15 protein-coding genes and 1 riboswitch are annotated in these 15,713 nt (G+C 56.0%); of the genes, 2 read left to right on the forward strand and 13 right to left on the reverse strand.

Annotated features, from left to right (window positions below; genetic code table 11):
• Positions 1-87 precede the first annotated feature (87 nt).
• From P7079_RS07295 to P7079_RS07305, 3 genes are read right to left on the reverse strand one after another with little or no spacing between them, the layout of a single operon-like run.
• Entirely contained in the window at positions 88-813 is a 726-nt protein-coding gene (locus P7079_RS07295; protein WP_278012613.1) for a TrmH family RNA methyltransferase, read from the reverse strand.
• On the reverse strand, positions 810-1,331 hold the full coding sequence (locus P7079_RS07300) for a hypothetical protein (RefSeq protein WP_278012614.1): 522 nt from the start codon (positions 1,329-1,331) through the stop codon (positions 810-812). Before P7079_RS07300 ends, P7079_RS07295 begins: the two co-directional genes overlap by 4 nt.
• A gap of 43 nt (positions 1,332-1,374) precedes the next feature.
• A complete protein-coding gene (locus P7079_RS07305; RefSeq protein ID WP_278012615.1) occupies positions 1,375-2,142 on the reverse strand; it encodes an SDR family NAD(P)-dependent oxidoreductase in 768 nt (255 codons plus the stop codon).
• 59 nt (positions 2,143-2,201) lie between these two features.
• On the opposite strand from P7079_RS07305, the gene P7079_RS07310 reads away from it, so the two are divergent.
• Positions 2,202-3,023 (forward strand): exodeoxyribonuclease III, encoded by an 822-nt coding sequence (locus P7079_RS07310; protein ID WP_278012616.1) that lies wholly within the window; start codon positions 2,202-2,204, stop codon positions 3,021-3,023.
• Between the two features lie 102 nt (positions 3,024-3,125).
• Here the strand turns inward: P7079_RS07310 and P7079_RS07315 are convergent, their stop codons facing one another.
• From P7079_RS07315 to P7079_RS07340, 6 genes are all read right to left on the reverse strand, one after another.
• Positions 3,126-4,637 carry a PspC-like choline-binding domain-containing protein gene (locus P7079_RS07315; protein ID WP_278012617.1) on the reverse strand — a complete coding sequence of 504 codons (1,512 nt, stop codon included), beginning with the start codon at positions 4,635-4,637 and terminating at the stop codon, positions 3,126-3,128.
• Entirely contained in the window at positions 4,598-5,833 is a 1,236-nt protein-coding gene (locus P7079_RS07320) for a hypothetical protein (RefSeq protein ID WP_278012618.1), read from the reverse strand. The genes P7079_RS07315 and P7079_RS07320 overlap by 40 nt, the downstream gene beginning before the upstream one ends.
• A 265-nt stretch (positions 5,834-6,098) precedes the next feature.
• Complete coding sequence (locus tag P7079_RS07325) at positions 6,099-6,941, reverse strand: MetQ/NlpA family ABC transporter substrate-binding protein (RefSeq protein WP_278012619.1); 843 nt, start codon at positions 6,939-6,941, stop codon at positions 6,099-6,101.
• Between the two features lie 171 nt (positions 6,942-7,112).
• Entirely contained in the window at positions 7,113-7,784 is a 672-nt protein-coding gene (locus P7079_RS07330) for a methionine ABC transporter permease (protein WP_278012620.1), read from the reverse strand.
• Positions 7,781-8,770: a methionine ABC transporter ATP-binding protein gene (locus P7079_RS07335; protein ID WP_278012621.1), complete on the reverse strand. Its 990-nt coding sequence runs from the start codon at positions 8,768-8,770 to the stop codon at positions 7,781-7,783. The genes P7079_RS07330 and P7079_RS07335 overlap by 4 nt, the downstream gene beginning before the upstream one ends.
• Before the next feature lie 5 nt (positions 8,771-8,775).
• Positions 8,776-8,861, reverse strand: a riboswitch (SAM riboswitch).
• A gap of 72 nt (positions 8,862-8,933) precedes the next feature.
• Positions 8,934-9,737, reverse strand: coding sequence for a serine hydrolase domain-containing protein (locus P7079_RS07340; protein ID WP_278012622.1), 804 nt, complete (start codon positions 9,735-9,737; stop codon positions 8,934-8,936).
• A gap of 89 nt (positions 9,738-9,826) precedes the next feature.
• On the opposite strand from P7079_RS07340, the gene P7079_RS07345 reads away from it, so the two are divergent.
• Complete coding sequence (locus P7079_RS07345; protein ID WP_278012623.1) at positions 9,827-10,447, forward strand: NUDIX hydrolase; 621 nt, start codon at positions 9,827-9,829, stop codon at positions 10,445-10,447.
• A gap of 44 nt (positions 10,448-10,491) precedes the next feature.
• Here P7079_RS07345 and P7079_RS07350 read toward each other — a convergent pair whose 3' ends face one another.
• From P7079_RS07350 to clpB, 4 genes are all read right to left on the reverse strand, one after another.
• The gene (locus P7079_RS07350; RefSeq protein ID WP_278012624.1) at positions 10,492-11,364 is read right to left on the reverse strand and encodes a 3-hydroxyacyl-CoA dehydrogenase NAD-binding domain-containing protein; all 873 of its coding nucleotides are present in this window, start codon (positions 11,362-11,364) and stop codon (positions 10,492-10,494) included.
• A gap of 88 nt (positions 11,365-11,452) precedes the next feature.
• On the reverse strand, positions 11,453-12,010 hold the full coding sequence (locus tag P7079_RS07355) for a GNAT family N-acetyltransferase (protein WP_278012625.1): 558 nt from the start codon (positions 12,008-12,010) through the stop codon (positions 11,453-11,455).
• Positions 12,007-12,606: a Panacea domain-containing protein gene (locus tag P7079_RS07360; RefSeq protein ID WP_278012626.1), complete on the reverse strand. Its 600-nt coding sequence runs from the start codon at positions 12,604-12,606 to the stop codon at positions 12,007-12,009. Before P7079_RS07360 ends, P7079_RS07355 begins: the two co-directional genes overlap by 4 nt.
• A 326-nt stretch (positions 12,607-12,932) precedes the next feature.
• The gene (clpB, locus tag P7079_RS07365) at positions 12,933-15,578 is read right to left on the reverse strand and encodes an ATP-dependent chaperone ClpB (RefSeq protein WP_278012627.1); all 2,646 of its coding nucleotides are present in this window, start codon (positions 15,576-15,578) and stop codon (positions 12,933-12,935) included.
• Positions 15,579-15,713: the final 135 nt, after the last annotated feature.

The following is a 15,713-nucleotide window of genomic DNA, read 5'->3' on the forward strand; positions in this document are numbered from 1 at the left end:
CTCGTCGCGCCTACACCTCAAAGTCCTAAATCTTGCAGCGTCCTCAGATAGTGCTGTACTGGAGTGAACTTTCCGCGTCGCTGCGTGTCAGCCGCGCGTCAGCCAGTGTTGACGCATCCACTCGTACTGAACCACAGCCGCCGCAGCTGCCACGTTCATTGAACGGGTGGAGCCGAACTGCTCAATATACACTTTCATCTGGGCCAAAGCTTGAAGCTCAGGCGAAAGGCCAGTGGATTCTTGCCCGAAAACCAGCACGCATTTTTCAGGAAGCGCTGTCGTTTGCAAAGGTGTGGATCCTTCGGTGTTGTCCACCGCCACCACTGTGTAGCCCTCTTCGCGTGCCCATTGCTCCAAAGATGCGGCGTCAGGATGGTTCATCACGTTCATGTAGCGATCAGTCACTAACGCCCCGCGTCGGTTCCATCGCTTCTTGCCGACGATATGTACACCGGCCACGTTAAACGCGTTTCCCGTGCGCACAATCGAGCCAATGTTGAGATCGTGCGCAAGATTTTCAATCGCAATATGCAGCGGGGTTCGCGTGGTGTCGAGATCAGCCTTGATCGCTTCCACACTCCAGTAGCGATACTTATCAATCACATTGCGTCGGTCACCATTTTTCAGAAGTTCGCGGTCGTAGCGCGGGTCGTCTGGAAGCTCGCCCTCCCACGGCCCAACACCGACGAGGACTTCTTTATTGAAGTCGAAACGCAACGGTTCGTGTTCAGTTCCCCCTGATGCTTCCGATGCAGGAGGTAGCCCCGCACAGGGCGATGACTGATTGGGCGATGGTGTCGAATCGGTGCTCATGCTGGCTCCTTCACACATGTTTCTTTTTCAATCGCAACGTAAAGGGGAAGTTCACCAGTTGCGTCAGCGTCGGCAGGGCGGACGTAACCCGGCCATCCAAGGACGGCGACAGCGAGGACGTTCGCACCTGCTCCACGCAGTCGCTGAACAAGCTCACCGATCTGATGCGCATCAGACGCACCCGTATCGGCAACGACAACGTCGGCACCTTCAAGTCTCTCGGCACCGATCACCTCCGCTGACGTCTCACGCGCGAGTGCCACGTGGTATCCGAGACCGCGCGAAGCTGCTGCCGCCTGGACATGCATGGCAAGCAAACCAGCACTGTCACCGATACCGGCGATCACCTGAGCTTCCTGGGGGCCAGCACCGTTCTCTTCGAGGAGGTCAAGAAGAACGTGCCCCGCGAGAGGGCCGCGTTCGGCGTCGAAAAGAATACGGGGAACAATCTCGCAGGCTGTGGTCAGCGGTAACATTGCGGAGATCATCGCCGCTTTGAGCGGATCGTTGGTGAACATCAACTGTCCTTTCGCGTCAATGGAAGTGAAGGAGCGCGGTGCCTCACTGGCGACCAGATAGCCCGGGGCCGGCGAACTTGCGGACAAGCGAGCGCGGTGCTGCTCGCAGGAGAGCGGCTGCGACTTTATATAGCGGCGTTGGCGTGGTGATGACGCGGCCGACGCGGGCGGCGTCGAGTGCGTTGGCGACGACGTCGGACGGATCGGCAAACACAAAGTCTGGCCACTGTGAGGCGTCCACGCCTGAACGTTCGTGAAATTCCGTTCGAATCAGGCCGGGCGTCACGGCACTAACATGCACTCCGCGCTCGGAGAGTTCTGCAGCAAGTGACTCGGAAAAAGTACGCAGCCAGGCTTTATGCGCCGAGTATGTGCCTTGAGCCGTCAGCGAGGTGAGCGACGAGACGTTAATGATTGCCCCTGCGCCGCGTTGTGCCATCACCTGTGCTGCTGCGTGGGAGAGCACGAGTGGCGCGCGAACCATCACATCGAGACCTTCGAGTTCGCGTTCGACAGACCCGCCCACGAAGTCCTGGCCGAGTCCAAACCCCGCATTGTTCACGAGCAGTCCGATTGGGCGTTCCTGATCGCGCAGGCGGTTTGCTACGCGGGCGACGTCGTCGGCACGGGAAAGATCGGCCGGCAGAACCTCCGCTTCCACGCCAAGCGTGTTGTGGATACGTGTGGCAAGGGCCTCAAGCCGCTGCGCGTTGCGTGCCACGAGGACAACTTCGGTGTGCTCAGCTGCGAGTTGCCACGCAAACTCAGCGCCCAGTCCTGCGCTTGCACCTGTAATCAATGCTTGTGCCATAGAAAATAGGGTACCGCGGATATGGTTGTGGGCTGAATACGGCGGGTAGGGTTGTGGCTATGAAGATCGCAACGTGGAATATTAACTCGATCCGCACCCGCTGGGAGCGGGCTTTGGCTGTGCTCGAACGTCATGAGCTTGATGTGCTGGCGCTTCAGGAGATTAAGTGCAAGCCGGAGCAGTTCCCTCTGGCAGCTTTTGAGGAGGCCGGCTACCATGTGGCAGCTCACGGGCTGAATCAATGGAATGGCGTGGCGCTGATTTCGCGGCTACCACTCGATGATGTGCGCACGTCGTTTCCTGGTCAGCCGGGCTTCACGAAGGGCGAGGTGGCTGGAACTGACCGCGAGGGCGTGGGATATTTGGACGGCCCGCTTGAGGCGCGTGCAATCGGAGCACGTATCAATGGGGTGGATGTGTGGAGCGTGTATGTACCGAACGGACGCGCGATTCACGACCCTCACTATCGCTACAAGCTGGATTTTTTAGGCGCGTTGAAAGACGCTACCCGCGACTGGCTTAAGGGCGACGCCAACGCGCAGTTCGCTATCGTGGGCGATTGGAACGTCATCCCCACCGACGCCGACGTATGGGACCCAGCTGCCATGGACGACGGCCTTTACCTCACGCCAGCTGAGCGCGAGGCGTTCTTTGCGTTTGAGCAGGTAGGGCTGACGGAGATGAGCCGTGCTTTCGCCACGAACTACACGTATTGGGATTACCAGCGTCTGCGTTTTGCGAAGAATGAGGGGATGCGAATCGATTTTCTTTATGGTTCACCGGCGCTTGCTACGCGTGCAGTGGCCGGGGAAATCGACCGCGACGAGCGCAAAGGAAAAGGCGCCTCAGATCACGTGCCGGTGATCGTGGAGTTTGAATAGGAGCATCGCCTGCTCATTCGATAAACGACTGCGAACTCAACAGAGAGAAATGAGATGGGGCCTCGGAATAATTCCAAGGCCCCATCTCACTTCTCATATCAATCAGGAATTGCGGCGATGACGCGGCGAGTACGACGTGGTCATCAAGCCCAAACCACCGAGAATAGCTGCCAGGGAGAGACCTGCAGCAAGACCCGTCGAAGCACCCGTGTGTGGGAGCTGCTGTGCGGACTTCTCAGTTGTGATCGTATTCTTCGGTGCCACCTTCGGAGCTGCCGGAGCGGCCTTTTCCTTCTTCGGCATAGCTGGTGCCTTCGGATCAGCTGGAGCCTTCGGCATAGCCGGAGCCTTCGGGGCTGCTGGTACCTTCGGATCAACCGGGGCCTTCGGATCAGCCGGAACCTCCGGCGCCTTCGGAGTTTCTGGAGCTGCCGGCGGCTGAGGAGTTTCTGGAGCTGCCGGCGGCTGAGGTGTCACCTTCGGGCCTTCCGGAACCTTCGGAGTCTCCGGGGTTGCCGGCGGCTGAGGTGTCACCTTCGGGCCTTCCGGAACCTTCGGAGTCTCCGGGGTTGCCGGCGGCTGAGGCGTCACCTTCGGAGTTTCTGGAACCTTCGGAGTCTCCGGGGTTGCCGGCGGCTGAGGTGTGACCTTCGGCTCCTGGCATACCTGAAGTTCCTTCGAGAGCTTCAGGCGCGTTTCCATCGCGGCAACGCGATCCTTAGCCGCCATGAGCTGAGCTTTAGCAGCCTTCACTGCCTTGGCCGCCTTCACGATTTCCGGAGCCTTCATATTCAGAACGTCGGCCTTACGGGCAGCTTCCTTCGCAGCATTCCAAAGAGCAAGCTTGGCTTCCGGCTTACCGGCATCCATCGAAGCTTTCAGGGCTGCGCGAGACTTTGCAGCCAAGTCCTTTGCGTTGTCCAGTGCCAGCTTCAGCGTGCTTGAATCACCAGCAGCGATCGACTTCTTGTTTGCTTCGGCCATCTTGTTGTACAGCTCACTCACCTTGTCAAAGGCAGCGACGGCGTCGTTGTAGGTGCGCAGAGCCGCTTCGTTCGCCTCGTCCAGGGCAACCGCAGCGTTGTATGCAGCGAGTGCATCCTCAACAGCCTTATCCAGGGCAACTGCGTGATCGTAGGCTGTGTTCGCGTCTCCAGCGATGGCGTCCGCCTTGCGCTCAGCTTCCTGCAACTCGGCCAACTTCTTTTCAAGAGCCTCAGCATCGGCCTTGTCAGCATTTACTTGTGCTTCTTCGACAAGCTTCTCAAGATCACGAACGACTTGGCCTGCGCGAATCGACTTGTGTGCGGCGTCCCTCAGATCAGCGAGAGCCTTCTCAAGATCGACACCTCCTGCAGCGGCCTTCGCCTTCGCAAGAGCCGCCTTCTTCTTATTTGTTACCTGCGCAGCTTCTACGGCTTTCCGGTTAATTGTGGAGCGTTGTGCAGTCAGCTGAGCAACAAGCTGATGAGTCTTCTGGCCGCTGTTATATAGCGCTCTCATCCGATCAACACTCAAATTTTTCTCTGCAGTTGCCTTCTTGAATTGCCCTCGTAGAAATTCTGCATTTCTTTCTAGTTCATCGATATCAGTGCCAGCAAAGTCCAGCTCCACTTTCTTCCATTCACTGATAGCTGCGTAGTACTCACGTCCAACTCTGAAGGTTGTCCAGCGGTGGTTCCGAGGGTAGATCCACGAAGTTTGCCATACAAGCTAGCAACTTTTTCCTTAGCTTTCTCAAGCTTTTCTTGTTTCTTCAGCCCCTCTTTAAGGCGAGCCTCAGCCACATCGACCGCTTTCTGCGCCGACTCTTCAGCTTCATCGGCTTTTTCATATGCTTGTACCGCATCATTTTTCTGCTTATCGAGGGCGCTCACTTTATCTTCAGCAGCCTTCAAATCGCTCTCAAGCTTCGCTTGAGCATCGTCTGCCTTCTTCTCAGCAGCTTCCGCTTCTGCGACGTCCTTTTTCAGCTTCGCGATGTCGCCAGCCTTGTCCTCTGCCCGATCGTATGCCTTCTGAGCCTCAAGCGCAGCTTCGTCAGCTTTCTTCTCAAATTCCTTCGCCTTCGCGAGCGCATCCTTGGCGTCTTCAAGCGCCTTGTCCTTGGCAGCAGCGTCTGCAATAGCCTCACGCATCTTGGCAACACTCTCACCAGCGGCGATAGCGTCCTTGTTCGCCTTATCGCGCTTCACCTTGCGAGCCTCGGTGTCCACGGCAATAGCCGCCTTATTCTTCTTTACGAGATCGCGACGAAGAGCATCCGTATCAACAGCAATCGCAGCCTTGTTCTTCTCCACAAGGTCGCGACGAAGAGCATCGAGATTGATGCCTTCCACATTCTTTGCCGCGGCCTTCCACGCATCGTATGCAGCCTGAGCTTCAACTTCGGCGGCCAGCGCCTTATCGAAAGCAGCCTGCGCGCGATCAACCGGAGCCGACTCAGCCGCAGCCTGAGCAGCCTTGTATGCCTTATCGGCAGCAACAGCCTTGTTGTAAGCAACGCGAGCGGCGTCAACAGCGACCTTGGCGGCAGCAACAGCGCGCTGCGCATTTTCACGCTCTGCAGCAACGGCGGCATCATAGGCTGCCTGAGCTTCCTTCAGAGCCTTCTCAGATGCTGCAAGCCCCTGCTTCGCCTCGGCAAGCTTGGTCTCAGCGGCACTGAGCTGATTGAGTTTCGCAGCAGCCTCAACACATTGCGTATTGGCGTGGGGCGATACTGCTTGCGGAGCCGCAACCGCAGTTCCAGCGGTTCCAGCAACAACCAACACAGACGCCACAGCGCCTGAAAGTGTGCGGTTATACATTTTACTCCTTTGGAAGATAGACCCAGAGAACATCCCTTTGGGCCTCTTGAATACGTTGAGAGGAAATAATGTGCATACCTCTCAGTCGCCTCATAATAGCAAAATGTCACACACACCATTTTCGCTCAATATACGACTACGGTCTATTTCTTTACTCTTTGTTCAGTAAGCGTTTTCTCTGTGTCCTACTTTTGTCCTAGGGACTTAATCGTCAATATGGGTGTGGAGGGCGAGTTTTTCTCGCCCTCCACACCCATACATCTTGTCAGTTGCCAAATGCTGGGATCACAGCACCATCGGCATACTTCTCCTTGATGAACTTTGCGACCTCTGGCGAATGCAGAAGATCATCAAGCTTCTTCACCGCAGCCTTCTTTTCAGCTGGAATATCAGCCTTCCAGGCAAGGAAGTTAGCGTAAGGATTGTCCTTGCCATCTTCAACAACGATCGCATCCTTCGACGGGGTCAGGCCCCCTTCCAGCGCAAAATTACCGTTAATCACCGACGCATCCACCGAATCGAGAGTACGTGGAAGGTTCGGTGCCTCAATCTCCTGGAAGTGGATCTTCTTCGGATTCTCGGCCACATCGTGGATCGTCAGATCCTTCTTGTTTTCATCCACCTTGATCAGGCCCTGCTTGGCAAGCAACACCAGCGCACGAGCCTGGTTCGCCGGATCATTTACAATCGAAATCGTGGCGCCCTCGGGAAGATCCTTCAGATCCTTAACCTTCTTCGAGTACACGGCATACGGCTCAATATGGATGCCTTCGCCGTGCTCGAACTTATAGCCGAACTCCTTCTCCTGAGCTTCGAGATAAGCGAGGTGCTGGAAGTAATTGGCATCAAGCTGGCCATTCTCCAGATTCTTGTTTGGAAGCACATAGTCGGAATACTCAACGATGTCCAGGTTCAATCCAGCCTTCTTCGCAAGGTTATCCTTGACGAACTTGATGATGTCACCGTGCGGAACTGGGCTGACACCAACCTTAAGGGTGACGGCCCCATCAGTGTTCTTTGCCGCCCCTGTCGATGACGACGTTCCACACGCGCCCAGCGCGAGAGTAGCAGCCGCGAGAGTAGCAACGATAGCAAGTTTGCGATTCATGATTATTCCTTTACAGATAAAAGAGGAAGGGATATCCCAAAAAAATGTTGTGTGGCCATGCCTGGATATTCGCAAGGCGGGCCGATACGTGGCCGCAGTCGCGGCGCGAGACGGTAAACGGATCCCGCTGTATAGTGCGGCGCTGCAGCCGCAGATTTCCCGGTATGTCTCTCAGCGGTGGTCAACATACCGGCTAAGCATGTCTCCCACCATCTGGATCATCTGTACGATCACAACGATCACAACAATCGTGATCACCAAAACGTCAATCATGTAGCGGTTATAGCCGTAGTTATAGGCCAGGCCCCCCAGTCCGCCGCCGCCGACTGCGCCCCCCATTGCGGAGTAGCCAACCAACGTAATAAGCAAAACCGTCACTGATTGAATAATCGATGGCATTGCTTCTCGCACCTGGCGCCACAGAATTGACCACCCCGTTGCGCCCATCATCTGCAGACCTTCAATCTTCGACGGATCAACTGACACCATGTTGGATTCAACGAGGCGAGCAAAAAATGGTACGGCCGCCACTGTGAGCGGGAAAACCATCCCCTGCCAGCCAAGGTTCGTTCCCATGATCAGGAGGGTCAACGGGAAAAGGACAATAAGTAAAATAATGAACGGAATCGACCGACCAAGATTCACAATGAACCCCAGGAGACGATTGGCCAGCATGTTCGGTGCGATCCCGTCCTTACGGGTTGCCACCACAGCCATGCCGAGCGGCAGGCCAAGCACCACCGTCGCCAAGCCGGAAATGCCCACCATGAGCAGAGTCTCCCAGATTGACCACGCCAACGATTCACTAATCGCGGGGTTGTTCAACCACATCTGATCGCTCATCGGGCCACCCTCTCCTCAACGTGTGCTCCGCGCTGGCGAAGTTCTTGCGCGAACTGTGCCGCCGACACGGTTGGCACGGACAACACCAGGCGCGCAACCTGCGCTTTACCCACAGTTTCAAAACGACCCGAGGTCACGTCAGCACCTTTATCGGCCGCAAATTCAAGGATTGCCGATGCTGCAGGCTGACCAGGAGTTGCACAGAAAGCCACATCCAGAAGCGTCGTTTGCTCAGCAACGACGTCGGGAGACACTCTCGGCGGCGGAACAAGCTCTGCGCCCAGGCGCGAGGTAACATCGGAGACGATCTCTTCAACCTTGCCAGTTTGAGCAATTTTGCCGTGGTCAAGCATGGTGACGTTAGTGCAAATTTCGCGCACAACTTCCATTTCGTGGGTGATAATAACGACAGTGACGCCGGTACGCTCATGAATTTCCGAGATCAGCTGCAGAATCTGGTATGTGGTGGCTTGATCGAGAGCCGAAGTCGGCTCGTCACACAAGAGAACCTTTGGGCTGGCTGCAAGTGCCCGGGCAATCGCAATACGCTGGCGCTGACCGCCTGAAAGCTGCCGAGGATACACATCGCCGCGGTCAGGAAGACCAACAAGTTCGAGAAGTTCGACAGCACGCTGACGGCGCTGCGCCTTCGGCACGCTTGCAATTTTCATCGGGTAGGCAATGTTTTGAGCATTGGTAAGCGAATCGAGGAGGTGCCCACCCTGAAACACCATGCCAATCGCTCGGCGCGCGTGGCGAAGCTCTTTCGCCGACACAGCAGCCAAGTCTTGTCCATCTACGACGATCCGGCCCGACGTCGGGCGCTCAAGAGCTGTGAGGCAACGAATCAGAGTGGATTTTCCTGCACCCGATTCGCCCACAATTCCGTGGATCTCACCGTCGGCAATCTCAAGCGAAATACCGTTGAGTGCCACAACCTCGGGCGTGCCGGGGTAAACCTTGGTGACTGAATCGAGTGTGATCATTTCTTCCTCCATCGGTCCTAGCTGTAGCACCGCTCTTGCACGGTTGCTGTAGCGTCATTGAGCTAGGTCTCTCAGCTACTCTTGATGGTCAAGTGAGTTCCACATTAGGCACATAATCGGAATGTGTCAAGATTTCGACGTTTCGCGTCAGCCCCACCGGACGTTAGCAGGCGCGCATCGCGTTCGTCAGCGCTGGCCAGTTCGCCGCGTGTACCTCACCCCACGGTTGCGCCCCCACAAAAACTCCAGCCTTGCCCACATCAGGATCAACAAAAACGAAGGAACCGGATTGGCCAAAGTGACCGAATGTGCGCGGAGAAAAGTCCGAGCCTGTCCAGTGCGGGGCCTTGTGATCTCGAATTTCGAAGCCGAGGCCCCACTGGCAATCTGCCTGCCGACCGTATCCCGGTACCACGCCTGAAAGACCAGGCAAGAATGGGGTGGTAGCACATGTGACCAATTCAGGTGGCAAAAGAGTGGGGTGCAGGAGCTCAGCAGCAAATTTCGCAACGTCGTCGGCGCTCCCACGGGCATCCTTCGCAATCGAACCGTTGAGCGTTGCCGTCACCATACCGAGGGGTTCGAAAAGCGCAGTGCGCATCCATTCTTGCGCACTGACGCCCGTTTCTTTTTCGAACGCCGTGGCAAGGAGATCGTAGCCGTAGTTGGAATAGATACGTTTAGTCCCAACGCGGGCAATCGGCGCACTCGGGTCAGGGCCGACGCCGGAAGCGTGTGCTAAGAGGTGCGCGATAGTGGAACCCTCTGGGCCTGCTGGCGTATCAAGCGAGATCTCCCCTTGAGAAACGGCGATGAGAATTGCCCACGCCGCCATCGGCTTCGTCACTGACGCCAGAGAAAATACCTGGTCAACGTCCCCACACATAGCGTTCACGCCGTTTGCATCGAGCGCAATCTCAGCGTGGTCGAATGGGAATTGATCGCTAGTCAAAGGAGAGGTACGCATGTTTGCGATTCTACCGCGCCACCGCGCACGCATCAGCCATAGGCGGTTATCACCCTCCAGCTCATGCCTTCGCGTGCGAGACTTAACCCATGAACAATAACCTCACTCCCCCGTCGCACATATCCGCCTCACACACCGCGATGCTCCTTCCGCAGGAAGTAATGAGCGAAATTGAGTCCTGGAACGACGTTCCTCATACCGGACACACCACACATTCCGCCGCTGATTACGCAGGATATGTTCGCCAAGTGGGCGAGGACGCCCTCTTTAAGGGACGCAAGGATACACACCTGACGGCGTCAGCGATCGTGCTGAGTGAAGATTTGTCACAAACGCTCCTGGTGTTCCACAAGAAGGCGCTGATGTGGCTTCAGCCAGGTGGGCATCTGGAAAAAGGCGACTCATCTGTGCGCGAGGCAGCGTTGCGCGAGGCACGCGAAGAAACCGGCGTCAGAGAGTTCGTGAGCGTTATCCCGACGCCCGCCGACATCAACGTACATCAGCTCGGCGGCGGTTTCTCGGTGTGCCGTGAACATTGGGATATTGGATTCGCTGTGCTCGCGAGCGCGCAAGCTCACCTGCAAATCTCCAACGAGTCAGCCGGACTTCGCTGGTTTGCTGTGGACGCACTCCCTGAAGACACCGACGTCGCACCGCGAGTTGCTGCAGCGATCAGCGCAGTGCGACGCTACACCTCCACGCGTGCATAATGCACAGACGAGAACCAAGGCTGGGTGCCTCACGAATCGAGCGCTCAGCCTTCGTTTTCGTCAATCACCTTGAGGAAGCCGCGCATCTTCGCATCGCGTGTCTCAGAACGCGCAGCGAAGCTGGACTCGCCGTTTCCGTAAGCCTCTTCGACTTGACGGTAGACCTCGTCCATATGGGCAAGATCAGGTTGGAGCGGTGCAAGCGTGGTGTCCCAATCCCCTGCGATCGCTTCGACGAGTTTGCGCATCCCGCCGGTCGGCCCGCCGCCAAGTCGGTTCGCTTCGAACGGGCCGACAGCCGCGTACCGCAGGCCAAGCGAGTGACGCACGATCCGGTCAAGATCTTCGACGTCGATCACGCCTTCCTGAACCAGCGCGATCGCCTCCCACATAATGACTTTCTGGATCCGGTTGCCCACAAATCCGTTGATCTCTTTCTTCAAGCGCGAGGGATCAAAGCCGAGTTCGCGGTAGATCTCCATCGCGCGATCTACGATCTGTGGCTCGGTGTCCTTTCCTGGAACCACTTCAAGCACTGGCATGATCGCGGGCGGCGTGAAGGGATGCCCGATGAGAATCCGGTTTGCGTGTGGGTTTCCTTCGGCGATCTTTGAGGGAAGAATCGCCGACGAGGAGCTGGCCAGGACAACTCCCTCAGCCGTGAGCTGCCCCAATTGCATGAAGAGTTCACGCTTGGCCTCAAGGTTCTCTGGCCCAGCTTCTTGAACGAAGTCCACGCCTTTTGCCGCCGCTTCGAGGTCGGTGAAGAACGCACCGCGATCGCCAAACTTCTCTTTGACCACGTGTTCTAGTTTGGGGCGCACATCAATGATATGTACGTCCCATCCCGCGTCAACGAAACGCTGCGCGAACGACATTCCGATCAGACCACCGCCAACAATCAGTGCAGTGCTCATTCTTCCCATCTCCATTCGTCATTGAACTTCGCGAAAGCGACGCCTTCGTGCTCTCTTTCAGTGTATTCCTTGCGGCGAGCTTCGGGTATCAAGGCTCCTGTGAGCGAACTTGAATCTCGTTCACATAGCCTTCAATATCGCTTGTCGGGAGAATCATCGTCTCCATCGAAGCATGATTACTCTCCACTACAACAAAGCCAAATTGGCGGTAATACTCGGTCAGCCGCTCATGCTGCGTATGCAGAACTAAAAATCTAGACGCGCTGTATTTGTTTGCTTCTAGATACGCCCGGAAAACACCCGCCATCAGAATAACGCCAAGTCCTTTTCCTTGATCACGTTGATCAAGTGCGAATTTCCCTAGCAATCGTGCTGGGTGAGAACGGTTATGCGATATACCATCTCTTTGACGCTTGAGAACTTCGTTTGATAGCAACTGATGCTCACTCAGAGAAAAGTAACCCAGGGGAACGCCAGGTTGCTCTCCACTTGCAAGAATCCAAACTCGTGATAGATGTTTCTGATTCTCTTCATAGGCGCTTTTTCGAAGCCAAAGCCCTAAACGATTTTCATCATAGCCACAATCAAAATCGTCTATGAAATGCTCACTTGAAATCTCCGAGAGAATATATTTACCCAGTTTCATGCCACAGGAATGGATCTCAAAGATTGAATAAAATCACGAGGATACTCCCCGTGAATCGCCTCAAGACCTTCTGCATCAAGCCCGCTAAGGTAAGTGACTTGGGGAACAGGTAGTAGCTTGATAAGACTTTCTGGTACATCTTTTCTGGCCAAAAAGTATCGAATTATCTCGGCGCGGTCGAGATCGCCGCGCTCTCCCTGCCTAGATTCCCAGGCATCAATCCAAACAGTTTCCTGATGAGAAAGGTCACGTAGAGCCCACTGGTCAAATTGGTCATAGAAACCTAGAACAGCTCGAAGAACCTGCTCGTAATATAGGTCTTCCTTTTGTGGCATATCCTGAAAATCGTCACTAGCAACTTCCATTAAATCACGGGTGACACGTGTCTTACCAGCATGAGATGAAAGCAACTCGCTCACTACAGGCCCATGCTTCATTGCATAGAAAGTTTGCCCGAAAAGTTCTTCTCCCGTAAGTCTTCCGTACCAACCGAACACGTAGTACACAAGCTTTTGCAACTTAACTGACGGAATATACTCCGAGCCGGAAATTCTAAAAATATCTGCAGCAACAGCAAAAACTGACCGTTGACTCATCCTTTTCACCTCCCCATCACACAGCCCTATTAGGGCTTATTCTATGCAGACCCACCGACACTTTCTATAGATTTTTGTCACGTCTGGACACCCGTCCGATCACCTCAAACTGATCTTTAAGACCTTGCGCGCATGACACAGAACAATGTCCCCATTTCCCCCGCAAATTTTGCAAGATCAAACACGAACTAGCCAGTTGAACCCAGCCACGTGTCTGGCGCCGGAAAACCCGACGCCAGACACTATTAAAAATCCGCTCTTCACCTGACGCACGACTGCTTTGTGAGAAACGCGGTCAGTATGTGCCAGATTTTGACCTCATAGCGTCACTTGACGCGGAGCATCAGCTCGTGGCCCTCACCGCCGAAGCCCAGAGCGTTCGCACCCTTCTTCTCAAGCGCGGACGTATCGAGATCAGCTGACTCAACCACCACGGTATCGCCATCGACCACCTCACCTGCAAGGAGCATTCGTGCGAGCTGATCGCCGATTTCGCGCTGGATCAGTCGGCGCAATGGGCGCGCACCAAAAGCAGGCGAATACCCACCGAAGGTCAGGACGCTGCGAGCCTCCGGCGTCACTTCGAGAGTGATACGACGATCTGCCAGGCGCTGGGCAACCTGGGCAACCTGCAGCTCAACGATGGTGCCGATCTCGTCCACCGAGAGTGGCTCGAAAACGATCACGTCGTCGAGCCGGTTGAGGAACTCAGGCTTGAAGTGCCCGTGAACCGCTGCCATCACTGCCTCATTCTTGGCGCTCTCATCCATGCCCGGATCGACAAGGAACTGCGAGCCGAGGTTCGAGGTCAAGATGAGGATCGTGTTGCGGAAGTCCACCGTGCGGCCTTGACCGTCAGTCAAACGTCCGTCGTCGAGCACCTGAAGCAGGATGTCGAAGACTTCCGGATGAGCCTTCTCAACTTCGTCGAGCAAAACTACTCCGTAAGGACGACGCCGCACTGCCTCAGTGAGCTGGCCACCTTCTTCGTAGCCCACGTACCCCGGAGGGGCACCAATCAGACGTGCCACCGAGTGACGCTCAGCGTACTCGGACATGTCGATACGAACCATTGCGCGTTCGTCGTCGAACAAGAGTTCAGCGAGCGACTTGGCTAACTCCGTCTTGCCGACGCCGGTCGGCCCAAGGAACAGGAACGAACCGGTGGGGCGATTCGGATCAGCAAGCCCAGAACGGCTGCGGCGAACCGCATCCGCGACGGATGCGACAGCTCGCTTTTGACCGATCAAGCGCTGTGAGATGAAGTCCTCCATCTTGAGCAGCTTCTCAGTTTCGCCTTCCATCAAGCGACCAACCGGGATACCCGTCCAAGCGGAGACAACTTCGGCGATGCCATCGCCGTCTACTCGTTCAGCGATCATTGGCTCGGTCCCCGGCGATTGCTCAGCGGCCTCAGCCTGCGAAATCTGGCGCTCAACCTGCGGAATCTCACCATTTTGCAAACGGCCAGCATCCTCGTAGCGCCCTTCACGCAAGGACTTCTCCAACTGAGTACGCAACTCATCAAGTTTCACACGCAGATCGCCGACCTTGTTGCGTCCAGCCTTTTCCGATTCCCAACGCGCGTTGAGTGAGGCAAGCTCCTCACTCTTGTCCGCGAGTTCGGCTTCAAGCTTCTCCAGTCGATCCTTCGCCGCAGCGTCCAGCTCTTCTTCGGTGTCTTCGAGGTAGGATTTCTCCATCTTCACACGATTCACCTGGCGTTGGAGCGCATCGATTTCTTCTGGTGAAGAATCAAGTTCCATCCGCAGACGTGAGGCCGCTTCATCAATCAGATCGATTGCCTTATCGGGCAGCTGACGCTCGGTGATGTAGCGATCCGAGAGGGTTGCCGCAGCCACAAGGGCGCCGTCGGAAATCGTCACCTTGTGGTGGGCCTCGTACTTCGGCGCGATGCCGCGCAAAATTGCCACGGTATCTTCCACGCTCGGTTCGCCAACGTAGATCTGCTGGAAACGGCGTTCGAGTGCGGGATCCTTCTCAATATGCTCGCGGTATTCGTCGAGTGTCGTTGCGCCGACGAGCCGCAACTCACCGCGCGCGAGCATTGGCTTGAGCATGTTTCCAGCGTCCATTGCGCCGTCACTTCCACCACCAGCGCCGACGACGGTGTGGAGCTCATCGATAAAAGTCACCACTTCGCCGTCGGACTGCTTGATTTCTGCGAGCACAGCCTTCAAGCGCTCCTCAAATTCGCCACGGTACTTTGCACCTGCCACCATCGAAGAGATATCGAGCGAGATCAGACGCTTGCCGCGCAGGGATTCGGGCACATCGCCGTCAACAATACGCTGGGCAAGACCCTCCACAACTGCAGTTTTACCGACGCCAGGCTCACCGATCAGAACGGGGTTGTTCTTCGTGCGACGCGAGAGTACCTGAACGACGCGACGAATCTCAGAATCTCGTCCGATGACCGGATCGAGCTTGCCTTCGCGAGCCATCTGGGTGAGGTCAGTGCCGTACTTTTCGAGTGCCTTGTAGGTACCTTCCGGATCTGCACTTGTCACTTTTGCGCCTCCGCGCACTGTAGGTAGCGCCGAGGCGAGTTGATCGCGTGTCACTCCGGCTGCGCGCAGCAAATCGCCCGCACCGGAAGCCGATGAAGCCAATGCCATGATGAGATGTTCCGTTGAAATAAACGCATCTCCCAGGGCGGTTGCCTCCTTACCAGCGTCGGCAAGAACGAGAGAGAGGTTACGCGAAGCCTGCGGCTGCGCCACCGTATTTCCCGATGACGACGGCAATGCGGCGAGGGCCGCGGTCGTTCGCTGTGTCATTGCGCCACGGTTTGCACCGATGGCGTCGAGCAGGCCGTTTGCCACTCCGCCTTCTTGTTCCAGCAGGGCAGCGAGAAGGTGGACGGGTTCCAACTGCGGGTTACCCGCCACCGTTGCCGCTTGGATTGCGCTAGCGAGCGCTTCCTGCGACTTGGTTGTTAGCTTATCCATGGATTCCTCCGAAATCTTTTCCGTGCTTTTTACACGGCATTACTGTGTTCCACGATAAAGAACACCTCTGAAATTGAGTCTATTCCACTCAAGAAAAGATGTAAATACGATAGTCAAATAAATTCCCCAGCCTCA

This window comes from Arcanobacterium canis (assembly GCF_029625435.1).
In the GTDB taxonomy this organism is placed as follows: Bacteria; Actinomycetota; Actinomycetes; order Actinomycetales; family Actinomycetaceae; genus Arcanobacterium; species Arcanobacterium canis.

Coding starts and splice junctions, on each gene's coding strand:
- P7079_RS07335 (WP_278012621.1), bottom strand. CDS start 8,770: ATGATCACACTCGATTCAGTCACCAAGGTTTACCCCGGCACGCCCGAG.
- P7079_RS07350 (WP_278012624.1), bottom strand. CDS start 11,364: ATGAGCACTGCACTGATTGTTGGCGGTGGTCTGATCGGAATGTCGTTC.
- P7079_RS07340 (WP_278012622.1), bottom strand. CDS start 9,737: ATGCGTACCTCTCCTTTGACTAGCGATCAATTCCCATTCGACCACGCT.
- P7079_RS07330 (WP_278012620.1), bottom strand. CDS start 7,784: ATGAGCGATCAGATGTGGTTGAACAACCCCGCGATTAGTGAATCGTTG.
- P7079_RS07300 (WP_278012614.1), bottom strand. CDS start 1,331: ATGTTCACCAACGATCCGCTCAAAGCGGCGATGATCTCCGCAATGTTA.
- P7079_RS07320 (WP_278012618.1), bottom strand. CDS start 5,833: ATGTATAACCGCACACTTTCAGGCGCTGTGGCGTCTGTGTTGGTTGTT.
- P7079_RS07305 (WP_278012615.1), bottom strand. CDS start 2,142: ATGGCACAAGCATTGATTACAGGTGCAAGCGCAGGACTGGGCGCTGAG.
- P7079_RS07295 (WP_278012613.1), bottom strand. CDS start 813: ATGAGCACCGATTCGACACCATCGCCCAATCAGTCATCGCCCTGTGCG.
- P7079_RS07325 (WP_278012619.1), bottom strand. CDS start 6,941: ATGAATCGCAAACTTGCTATCGTTGCTACTCTCGCGGCTGCTACTCTC.
- P7079_RS07345 (WP_278012623.1), top strand. CDS start 9,827: ATGAACAATAACCTCACTCCCCCGTCGCACATATCCGCCTCACACACC.
- P7079_RS07310 (WP_278012616.1), top strand. CDS start 2,202: ATGAAGATCGCAACGTGGAATATTAACTCGATCCGCACCCGCTGGGAG.
- clpB (WP_278012627.1), bottom strand. CDS start 15,578: ATGGATAAGCTAACAACCAAGTCGCAGGAAGCGCTCGCTAGCGCAATC.
- P7079_RS07360 (WP_278012626.1), bottom strand. CDS start 12,606: ATGAGTCAACGGTCAGTTTTTGCTGTTGCTGCAGATATTTTTAGAATT.
- P7079_RS07355 (WP_278012625.1), bottom strand. CDS start 12,010: ATGAAACTGGGTAAATATATTCTCTCGGAGATTTCAAGTGAGCATTTC.